Genomic DNA, 10,115 nt, shown 5'->3' on the forward strand with positions numbered 1-10,115 from the left:
CATTCGCGCCGCCGCGGTCCGCTGACGGCGGCCCTGGCCGCAGCCGTGACGGCCGCCGCCTGCCTGGGCGCCACCCTGGTGCCCGGCGCCGCGACCGCCGTGTCCGCCGTTCCCGCGGCCGCAGCGGCCGCCGGCTCCGGCTACACCTGGAACAACGTGCAGATCGGCGGTGGCGGGTTCGTCCCCGGCATCGTCTTCAACCAGGGCCGGCAGGGCCTGGTCTACGCCCGCACCGACATCGGCGGTGCCTACCGCCAGGACCCCGCGACCAAGACGTGGATCCCGCTGACGGACTCGCTGGGCTGGAACGACTGGAACCTGAGCGGCGTGCTCAGCCTGGCCACCGACGCCAAGGACCCCAGGCGGGTCTACCTGGCCGCCGGCAGCTACACCAACAGCTGGGACCCGAACAACGGCGCCGTCCTGCGGTCCGCGGACTACGGCAGCACCTGGCAGCGCACCACACTGCCGTTCAAGGTCGGCGGCAACATGCCGGGCCGCGGCATGGGCGAGCGGCTGACCATCGACCCGAACAACGACGCGGTGCTCTGGTTCGGCGCCGAGAGCGGCAACGGCCTGTGGCGCAGCGCCGACTACGGCGTCACCTGGTCAAAGGTCACCGCCTTCCCGGACGCGGGGACCTACGCGCCGGACCCGACCGACACCACCGGCTACCAGAGCGACACCGAGGGCGTGCTCTGGGAGGTCTTCGACCCGGCGAACGGCACCGTCAACGGGGTCACCAGGACGATGTACGCGGGCGTCGCCGACAAGGCCAACAGCGTCTACCGCTCGGACGACGGAGGCACCAGCTGGACCCGGATCGCCGGCCAGCCCACCGGGTTCGTCCCGCACAAGGCGGTGCTGGACGCGGGCGGCAACCTGTTCGTCGCCTACGGCGACACCGGCGGCCCGTACGACGGCGCGCACGGCGACCTGTGGAAGTACGGTACCGCCAGCGGCAGTTGGACCAACGTCAGCCCGGTCCCGTCGAGCGACAGCAGCGGCGACTACTTCGGCTACAGCGGGTTGGCGATCGACCGCCAGCACCCGGGCACGCTGATGGTGACCGGCTACAGCTCCTGGTGGCCGGACACCCTGATCTGGCGCAGCACCGACGACGGTGCGACCTGGAAGCCGTTCTGGTCCTACAACGGCTACCCGAACCGGGTCGACCAGTACAGCATCGACATCTCCTCGGTGCCCTGGCTCACCTTCGGCGCCAACCCGTCACCGCCGCAGGAGGTGCCCAAGCTCGGCTGGATGACCGAGGCGCTGGCCATCGACCCGTTCGACTCGAACCGGATGATGTACGGCACCGGCGCCACGCTCTTCGGCACCTCGGACCTGACCGACTTCGACGCGGGCAAGAAGATCACGCTGGCGCCGGTGGTCCAGGGCCTGGAGGAGACCTCGGTCAACGACCTGGTCAGCCCGCCGAGCGGCGCGCCGCTGCTCAGCGCGCTCGGCGACCTGGGCGGGTTCGTGCACAGCGACCCGACCAAGGTGCCCGCCAGGACGTACTCGTCGCCGCACTTCGCCACCAGCACGGCGCTGGACTTCGCCCAGGCGAGCCCGAGCACCGTGGTCCGGGTCGGCGCCACCGACTCCGGGTCCACCGACAAGCACATCGGCTACTCCACCGACGGCGGCAACGACTGGTTCGCCCCGTCGAGCGAGCCCGCCGGGGTGACCGGCGGCGGCACCGTGGCGCTGGCGGCGGACGGCAGTGCCACGGTCTGGAGCCCGGCCGGCGCCGGGGTCTACCGCACGAGCGGGTTCGGCACCTCCTGGACCGCCGCCACCGGCATCCCGGCCGGCGCCGTGGTGCAGGCCGACCGGAGCGACCCGAAGACCTTCTACGGCTTCTCGGGCGGCACCTTCTACCGCTCCACCGACGCGGGCGCGACCTTCACCGCCACCGGCGCCACCGGCCTGCCGACCACCGGCACGGTGAAGTTCAAGGCGCTGCCGGGGGCCGCGGGCGACGTCTGGCTGGCCGGCGGCAGCAGCACGGGCGCCTACGGGCTCTGGCACTCCACCGACGGCGGCGCGAGCTTCGCCGAGCTGGCGAACGTGCAGCAGGCCGACTCCATCGGCTTCGGCAAGGCGGCCCCGGGCAGCAGCTACCCCGCGCTCTACAGCAGCGCGCAGGTCGGCGGCGTGCGCGGGATCTACCGCTCGGACGACGCCGGCGCGAGCTGGGTGCGGATCAACGACGACCAGCACCAGTGGGGCTTCACCGGCGCGGCGATCACCGGCGACCCGCGGATCTACGGCCGGGTGTACCTGAGCAGCAACGGGCGCGGCATCCTGTACGGCGACCTGACGGGCGGGGGCAGCACCGGGAGCCCGACGCCCACGCCCACCGGCTCGCCCACACCCACGCCCACGCCCAGCCCGACCCCGACCCCGACCCCGACCCCGACGCCCACGGGATCCTCGGGCGCGGGCTGCGAGGTGGACTACGCGGTCAGCAGCCAGTGGTCCGGCGGCTTCGGCGCCTCGGTGACCCTGGTCAACCACGCTGCCACCGCCCTCAACGGGTGGACCGTCAGCTGGACCTTCCCCAGCGGCCAGCAGGTCACCAACCTGTGGAACGGCTCGGTCACCCAGACCGGCGCCGCGGTCAGCGTCACCAACCTCTCCTACAACGCCGCGGTCCCCGCGGCGGGCTCCACGTCCTTCGGCTTCAACGGCAGCTGGACCACGGCCAACACCCCGCCCACGGCGTTCGCCCTGAACGGCACCGCCTGCACGGTGAAAACGTCCTGACGGTCCGTCACCGGGCCGGGCCCCACGCACCGCGCGTGGGGTCTCAGAACATCCCCACGCTCCACTCGTCGATGAAGTTCCGCCAGAACCCGCGGTCGTCGGCGAACGGCGCCGGGTCCACCGCCCGGACCCGCGCCTCGATCTCCTTCGCGGCGGGACCGTACACCGCCAGGCCCTCGGCGTAGTCGAGGGCCTCGGCGGGTGTCCGCTGCTCGATCATCAGCAGCATCGCGGCCAGCGAGGACACGTCCGTGTGGAGCACCTCGTACTCCGCGTCGGTGCTCTCCGAGGTCGCGACCACCACCCCGTCGGCGCGCCGCACGTAGACCAGCGTGTACCCGAGGGATCCCAGCGACCCGAGCTCCCCGAGCTCGGTCTCCACCACCCCCGGCGCACCACCGGACTCGATCACCCGGTTGTCGGCCAGCGCGAGCGTCGCAGCGTCGGCCAGCTCCGCGGAGAGCTGGAACAGGCCACCGCACCACGGCAACCCCACCGCACTGAGGAACGCCACCGCTGCCGGATCGCCCAACACCTCCGCGGCCACGACCGGATCGGTCCTCAGCACGCTCTCCGGCGGCAGCACGTCGGTCAGATCGTCGGCGGACAACGGGAAGAGCACCGGACCTCCAGGAGGATCGAAGGCGATCATCCTAGGCGCTCGACACGCCCCGCCCACGCCCGAGCCGCCCCCGGGAGGTTCACGGGCGCGCGCGTTTGCGGGTCGGGGCGGGGCCGGTGCTCTCGCGGACCGTGAGCACCGGGGTGAGCAGGGTGACCTCGGCCGGGCAGCCGCCCTCGATCCGGCACATCACCAGTTCCACGGCCTGGCGGCCGAGTTCCTGGGCCGGGCCGGTGACGGCGGTGAGCCGCGGGGCGTACTGCTCGGCGAGCGGTTCGGGGCAGAGCGCGACCACCGAGGCGTCCTCGGGGACGGTCCGGCCGGTGGTGCGCAGCAGACTGAGCAGCGGGCCGATCGCGCCCTCGTTCTGCACCACGAAGCCCGTGGTGCCGGGGCGGTCGGCGAGGATCCGGGCCAGCGCGCCGGCGGTGCTGTCGTAGCTGCCCTCGCAGGGGCGGTGCAGGTAGCGCAGGCCGCGCTCCTCGGCCCGGGCGCCGAAGCCGGCCAGGGTGCGCTCGGCGTAGCCGGCGTGGCGCTGGTACACCTGGGGCGCGTAGCCGATGAAGGCCACCTCCCGGTGGCCCAGGTCGGCCAGGTGGTCGGCGCACAGCGCCCCGGCGGCGGCGAAGTCGTGGTCGACGCAGGCCAGTCCGGCGGGGTCGTCGGGCAGGCCGATCAGCGCGGCGTGGGTGCCCTGCTCGCGCAGCACCGGGACCCGCTCGTCGTCCAGCTCCACGTCCATCAGGATCACCCCGTCGGCCAGCCCGCTGCCGGCCACCCGGCGCACTCCGTCGGGGCCCTCGTCGTTGGTGATCAGCAGCACGTCGTAGCCGTGCTGGCGGGCCGCCATGGTGACCGCGATGGCGATCTCCATCATGATCGGCACGTACACGTCGGTGCGCAGCGGTACCACCAGGGCGATGATGTGCGAGCGCTTGCCCGCCAGCGCCCGGGCGCCGGCGTTGGGGTGGTAGCCCAGCTCGGTGATGGCCTGCTCGACCCGCTGCCGGGTGGACGCGGAGATCGAGCGCTTGCCGCTGAGGACGTAGCTGACCGTGCTCGGCGAGACGCCCGCGTGCTTGGCCACTTCGGCGAGTGTCGCCATGTCGGTCCGCTCCTCGTGCTGCGATGTGGTGCGTTGTGGTGCGATCGTTCACTATGACGGCAGCGTAGTCAGCCTGCCGCCGCCGTGTGGGCGCACCGGTCCGGGAGCGGCCAGAACGGCCGGGCCCGCCTCCCGGGGCGGGTGGCGGGCCCGGCGCACTGCCGTGCTGTTGGGTCGTCCGTCAGCTGGGGAGCTTCCAGACCTGGTTGGCGCCGCCCGTGCAGTCCCAGATCTCCACCTGGGTGCCCGGCGTGGTGGACCAGCCGGTGTCGTCCAGGCACTTGTTGGACTGCGGGTTGTAGAGCGAGCCGTTGGACTGCGGGATCCACACCTGCGCACCGGTGTTGTTGCAGGTGTAGAGGTCCACTGCGGTGCCGTTGGCGGTGCCGCCGCCGTTGATGTCCAGGCACTTGCCCAGCACGTGCAGCGTGGTGCCGGCCTGTACGAAGGTCCACTGCTGGGCCGGGGTGCCGTTGCAGGTGTACACCTGGACCGGGTTGAAGTCCGCCGTACTGGCGCTGCGGTCGTCCAGGCAGAGGCCGTTGTAGCCGACCACCGCACCGCCGCCGGTGCCGCCGCCACCACCGCCACCACCGGTGGTGGTGTAGGCCGCGACGTAGCCGACGCTCATCGTGCCGCCCGAGGCGGTGCCCGAGGTCGGCGTGGTGCAGTTGCAGACGCCGTTGGGGAAGCCGCCGCCCATCGCCAGGTCGAAGATGATCATGAGGTTGTGGTCGAAGGCCTGCTGCCAGGTCGCGGCGCCCACCTGGCCCTCGTTGACCGAGAAGTAGGCCGCCCCGTCCAGGTACCAGGTGATGGTCTCGGCCGAGGTGTTGGTGCGGTCCAGGATCATCGTGTAGGTGTGGAAACCGCTCTGGCAGCCGTTGCAGGCCTGCAGGCCGCTACCGATCCCGTTGCCCTCGTTGCAGACGCCGCCGGGGTAGGTGCCGCAGTGGATGGTTCCGGCCACCTGGGAACGGGCGTTGACGTCCTCCATGATGTCGATCTCGCCGTTCTCGGGCCACTGGCCCTGGCCGAGCATCCAGAACGCGGGCCAGTAGCCGAGGCCACCGGTCGGCTGCTGGATCGAGGCGGTCACCTCCAGCTTGCCGCCGGCCGGCGCGCCGACCACGGCGTTGGGCGTGCGGATCCGCCCGGAGGTCCAGTTGCCGCCGTTGTTCAGGGCGGTGATGTTCAGGTGACCACTGCCGTCCAGGTGCACGTTGGCGCTGGAGTTGGTCATGGTCTCGATCTCGCCGGTGCCGAAGTTGGATCCCGGACCGGTGTCGTACGTCCAACGGCTGCCGTTGGGACCGCTGCCGGCCGCGCCGGAGAAGTCGTCGCTGAACACCGTGGTCCAACCGGCCGGTGCGCCGGGCACCGTGACGGCGCCGGCCCTCCCGTGGCCGGTGATCAGCATCAGCGCTGCCAGCAGGGCGACCACGCAGGTGGCGGCGAGTGAGCGCCGCAGGCTGTTCGCAGGGGTGGACTCCGAGGCCGTGGGGGTGGCCCAAGAAGACATCTGCGGCTCCTTGTATCGATGGGTGGAATCGACTGACGTGGATTCAACTCCTGTACACATGAGCGCGTCAAGAAGCATGAGAGCGCGATCTTTGTTCAAATGATTGACGATCAGACCTGAGCCGAGTTAACTCCTCACCCAGTTCTTGTGGTCATGCACACGCAGCACGCTGACTCCGATCGGACGGTCCCATGCGACTCGCTCCACCCGTGCACCGCATCCGCCGCCACCTCACCGCACTCGGCTCACTCGCTCTGCTCTGCACCGCGCTCACCGGCGTCACCGCCGCCCCGGTCCCCGCCGCCGACTCCCAGGCCGCCCCGGACGCGCGCTACTTGGACGCCCGCGCACCGATCCCCGACCGGGTCGCCGACCTGCTCCGCCGGATGACCCTGCCCGAGAAGGTGGGCCAGATGGACCAGTTGGCGCTGGTCACGGTCCAGGGCACCTGCAACTGGAGCGGCGGCGCGCTCAACGACGCCTGCCTGCACGACGTGCTGGTGGACCACGCCGCCGGCTCCATCCTGTCCGGCGGCGGCATGCCGCCCCAGGTCAACTCGCCCAAGGACTGGGCCGACCTGACCAACCAGGTGCAGAACTACGCGATCACCAACTCGCGCCTGCACATCCCGATCCTCTACGGCATCGACGCCGTGCACGGCCACAACAACGTGCTCGGCGCCACCATGTTCCCGCAGCAGATCGGCATGGGCGCCACCTGGGACCCCGCGCTGGAGGGCCAGGTCGAGCAGTCCACCCAGCGCGCGGTGGCCGCCACCGGCATCAACTGGGTCTTCGGACCGGTCGCCGAGGTCGCCCGCGACCAGCGCTGGGGCCGCTACTACGAGGCCTTCTCCGAGGACCCGCTGCTCACCGGCACGATGGCCGCCAGCGCCGTCACCGCGCTGCAGGACGGCAGCAGCGGCACCCGGCTGGCCGCCTCGGTCAAGCACTTCGCCGGCTACTCCCAGCCGCTCAACGGCCACGACCGGGTGCCCGCCGACTACTCCGCCCGCTACCTGCAGGACACCATCCTGCCCGCGTACCACCAGGCCGTGCAGGCCGGCGCGCTGAGCGTGATGGCCGACTCCGGCGCGGTCAACGGCGTGCCGGTCACCGGCTCGCACTACCTGCTCACCGACGTGCTGCGCGGCCAGTACCACTTCGACGGCGTGGTGGTCAGCGACTGGAGCGACGTCCGCAACCTGCAGACGGCCTACCACGTCGCCGCCGACTACCCCGAGGCGATCGCCAAGGCGGTCAACGCCGGTGTCGACATGGCGATGGAGCCGACCAACGCCGCCGACTTCAGCAGCTCCGCGCTGATCGCCGTGCAGCGCGGCCTGATCTCCCCGCAGCGGATCGACCAGGCGGTCTCCCGGATCCTCACCATGAAGTTCCGCCTCGGCCTGTTCGAGCACCCGTACGTGGACGCGTCCAAGGCCGACGCGGTGGTGGACGGCGCCGACCTGCCGCTGGCCCGCCGGGCCGCCACCGAGTCCTCGGTGCTGCTGCGCAACCAGAACGACGTGCTGCCGTTCGGCGCCGGCGTGCACAAGCTCGTGGTCACCGGGCCGAACGCCGACAACATGGCCAACCAGCTGGGCGGTTGGAGCATCGGCTGGCAGGGCGTGCCGAGCGGCACCGCGGTGCCCGGCACCACCGTGCTGGCCGGCCTGAAGGCCGGCGCCCCGGCGGGCACCACGGTGGACTACCAGGCCGACCCGACCGCCGCCGCCACCGACCTGCGCTCGGCCGACGCGGCCGTGGTGGTGGTCGGCAACACGCCCGGCGCCGAGGGCCCCAACGACCAGCCCGACCCCTCGCTCGCGCCCGACCAGCAGGCCGAGGTGGCCGCGCTGCAGGCCACCGGCAAGCCGGTGGTCGTGGTGGTGGTCGCCGACCGCCCGCTGGTGCTCGGCAGCGCCGCGAACACCGCGGGCCTGCTGATGGCCTGGCTGCCCGGCACCGAGGGCGGCAACGCGGTGGCCGACCTGCTCTACGGCAAGGCGAACCCGAGCGGGCGGATGCCGGTCTCCTGGCCCAAGGCGATCGGCAACGAGCCCGAGTTCTACACCCAGCTGCCCGGCACCAACGGCGGCACCGACTCCGGCTACAGCCCGCTCTTCGCCTTCGGCGCGGGCCTGTCGTACACCCAGTACCGGATCGACGCCCCGGCGCTCGACCGAGACACCGTACGGCCCGACGCCACCCTCAAGGTGAGCGTGCCGGTGGCCAACACCGGGACCACGGCCGGTGACCTGGTGGTGCCGGTGTACGCGGCCGAGCCGGTGAGCCAGGTGCTGACCCCGGCCAAGTGGCTGGTCGGCTTCGCCCGGGTGCACCTGGACGCGGGCGCCACGGCGACCGCCACGGTCTCGGTGCCGGTCTCGCTGCTGGCCCACACCCAGGGCGACGTCAACGGGGACGGCCACCCCGGTGTGACGCCGGGGCAGTACACGCTGCTGGCCGGTGACGCCACCACCGGAACCTCGTTCACCGTGCGGTGAACGGGGTGAAGTGAACGTTGGCCGCGCCGGTCCGTGGGAAGATCGGCGCGGCCCACGCGCGGGAGGGTTTCCGACAGGGCAAGATTTCCTGGATTCTGATGCAGTACCACCAGACGCCCTGAGGAGAGGACCACCTTGGCCACCGATTACGACGCCCCCCGCCACAGCAACGAGGAGGAGACCGAGAGCATCGAGGAGCTCAAGGGCCGCCGCGAGGACCGTTCCAGCGGAGCGGTCGACGCCGACTCCGAGGCGGTCGAAGGCCTCGAACTGCCCGGCGCCGACCTCTCCGGCGAGGAGCTGACGGTCCGGGTGGTCCCGCTCCAGCAGGACGAGTTCACCTGCATGACCTGCTTCCTGGTCCACCACCGCACCCAGCTCGCCGGCCAGGACCGCAACGGCCAGCCGATCTGCATCGACTGCGCCGGCACCGCCTGACGGCGGCGGGGCGGGGACCCTCCCCCGCCCCGCCGTTCAGCCGGTCACCACGTCAGTTGCTGCACTGGACGGTGGCCGTGATCCACCAGCCCTCCGCCGGCTCGCCGCCCTCGGTGTAGCCCAGCTGAACGCACTGGCTCTGCGCGTACCCCGCCGCGGCGGCGTTCTGGTAGGCGTAGCGGTAGGCGAACGGGACGCCCGCGTACGGGTTCGGCCCCGGGTACCAGAACTGGCCCTGGAACTGGGCGGTGGTGGCGGGCCGCACTGCGGCCGAGGCGGTCCCGGCCGCGCCGGTGACGAGCAGGATCCCGGCTGCCAGCACGGTCGCGGCGGCGAGGTGTCCACGGATCGGCTTCATCTGATACTCCTCCTGGGTGCACGACGGCGACCTCCTGCGGGGCGCCCACGGGGAAGGATGCTCAGATGGATGTGGATTGAATCTTTATTCACAGTAGCTGACAGCCCAACGGCGGCCCAGCAGGAGCCCACCCGCTCCCCCGCCCCGGTCCTCGCGGCCCGCTCCCCGGACCACCGGACGATCGAGGTCCACCGGCGCCTGAACGGCCGTCAGCGCGGGCGCTCGCACACCCGCCGGGCCCGCCTGACCTGCCGTCACCTGTTCGGCCCGCCCGACGGGCCCGGTCGCCGCCCGCGCCGAAGGCTGGAGGGGAGCCACGACCCGAGGAGGCAGCATGCTGCAGGGATTCAAGAAGTTCATCTTGCGCGGAAACGTGCTCGACCTGGCCGTCGCGTTCGTCATGGGCGCCGCCTTCACCGCCGTGGTCACCAGCCTGGTGGAGGACCTGCTCACCCCGCTGGTCGCGGCCGTCTTCGGCAAGCAGGACTTCTCCGCGCTCACCTTCACGGTCAACCACAGCGTCTTCCGCTACGGCGCCTTCATCAACGCCCTGCTCTCCTTCGTGCTGATCGCCGCCGCGCTGTACTTCTTCGTGGTCGCCCCGCTCAACGCCCTGGACGAGCGCAAGCGGCGCAAGGCCGGGCTGCCGCCGCAGGAGGACCCGCTGACCGAGGTCGAACTGCTGACCCAGATGCGCGACCTGATGGCGGCGGGCCGCGACGACCGGCCGTGAACGGCGCGGGGGCGGGGGGCGGCCGCCCCCCCCGGGCCCCCCCCCCCCCCCC

The 10,115-nt window shown here is 72.0% G+C and carries 8 protein-coding genes; 4 read left to right on the forward strand and 4 right to left on the reverse strand.

What is annotated here, in order from left to right; all coding sequences use genetic code 11:
* Window positions 1-45: 45 nt before the first annotated feature.
* A complete protein-coding gene (locus ACFW1A_RS33090; RefSeq protein ID WP_380415558.1) occupies window positions 46-2,775 on the forward strand; it encodes a cellulose binding domain-containing protein in 2,730 nt (909 codons plus the stop codon).
* A gap of 43 nt (window positions 2,776-2,818) precedes the next feature.
* Here ACFW1A_RS33090 and ACFW1A_RS33095 read toward each other — a convergent pair whose 3' ends face one another.
* The 3 genes from ACFW1A_RS33095 to ACFW1A_RS33105 all read right to left on the reverse strand — a co-directional run bounded on the left by ACFW1A_RS33095 (window position 2,819) and on the right by ACFW1A_RS33105 (window position 6,024).
* A complete protein-coding gene (locus ACFW1A_RS33095) occupies window positions 2,819-3,397 on the reverse strand; it encodes an SUKH-4 family immunity protein (RefSeq protein ID WP_380415543.1) in 579 nt (192 codons plus the stop codon).
* A 79-nt stretch (window positions 3,398-3,476) separates the two neighbouring features.
* Complete coding sequence (locus ACFW1A_RS33100) at window positions 3,477-4,502, reverse strand: LacI family DNA-binding transcriptional regulator (RefSeq protein ID WP_380415545.1); 1,026 nt, start codon at window positions 4,500-4,502, stop codon at window positions 3,477-3,479.
* A gap of 181 nt (window positions 4,503-4,683) precedes the next feature.
* Window positions 4,684-6,024, reverse strand: a complete 1,341-nt coding sequence (locus ACFW1A_RS33105) for a ricin-type beta-trefoil lectin domain protein (protein WP_380415547.1) — start codon at window positions 6,022-6,024, stop codon at window positions 4,684-4,686.
* Window positions 6,025-6,233: 209 nt separating this feature from the next.
* On the opposite strand from ACFW1A_RS33105, the gene ACFW1A_RS33110 reads away from it, so the two are divergent.
* Both ACFW1A_RS33110 and ACFW1A_RS33115 read left to right on the forward strand, forming a co-directional pair.
* A complete protein-coding gene (locus tag ACFW1A_RS33110) occupies window positions 6,234-8,534 on the forward strand; it encodes a glycoside hydrolase family 3 N-terminal domain-containing protein (RefSeq protein ID WP_380415548.1) in 2,301 nt (766 codons plus the stop codon).
* 135 nt (window positions 8,535-8,669) lie between these two features.
* On the forward strand, window positions 8,670-8,972 hold the full coding sequence (locus tag ACFW1A_RS33115; RefSeq protein WP_380415550.1) for a DUF4193 domain-containing protein: 303 nt from the start codon (window positions 8,670-8,672) through the stop codon (window positions 8,970-8,972).
* 52 nt (window positions 8,973-9,024) lie between these two features.
* Here the strand turns inward: ACFW1A_RS33115 and ACFW1A_RS33120 are convergent, their stop codons facing one another.
* Complete coding sequence (locus tag ACFW1A_RS33120) at window positions 9,025-9,330, reverse strand: hypothetical protein (RefSeq protein WP_380415552.1); 306 nt, start codon at window positions 9,328-9,330, stop codon at window positions 9,025-9,027.
* 334 nt (window positions 9,331-9,664) lie between these two features.
* Between ACFW1A_RS33120 and mscL the strand changes: the two genes are divergently transcribed.
* Window positions 9,665-10,063 carry a large conductance mechanosensitive channel protein MscL gene (gene mscL / locus ACFW1A_RS33125; protein WP_380415555.1) on the forward strand — a complete coding sequence of 133 codons (399 nt, stop codon included), beginning with the start codon at window positions 9,665-9,667 and terminating at the stop codon, window positions 10,061-10,063.
* Window positions 10,064-10,115: the final 52 nt, after the last annotated feature.

The organism is Kitasatospora sp. NPDC058965 (assembly GCF_042741245.1).
GTDB lineage: Bacteria > Actinomycetota > Actinomycetes > Streptomycetales > Streptomycetaceae > Kitasatospora.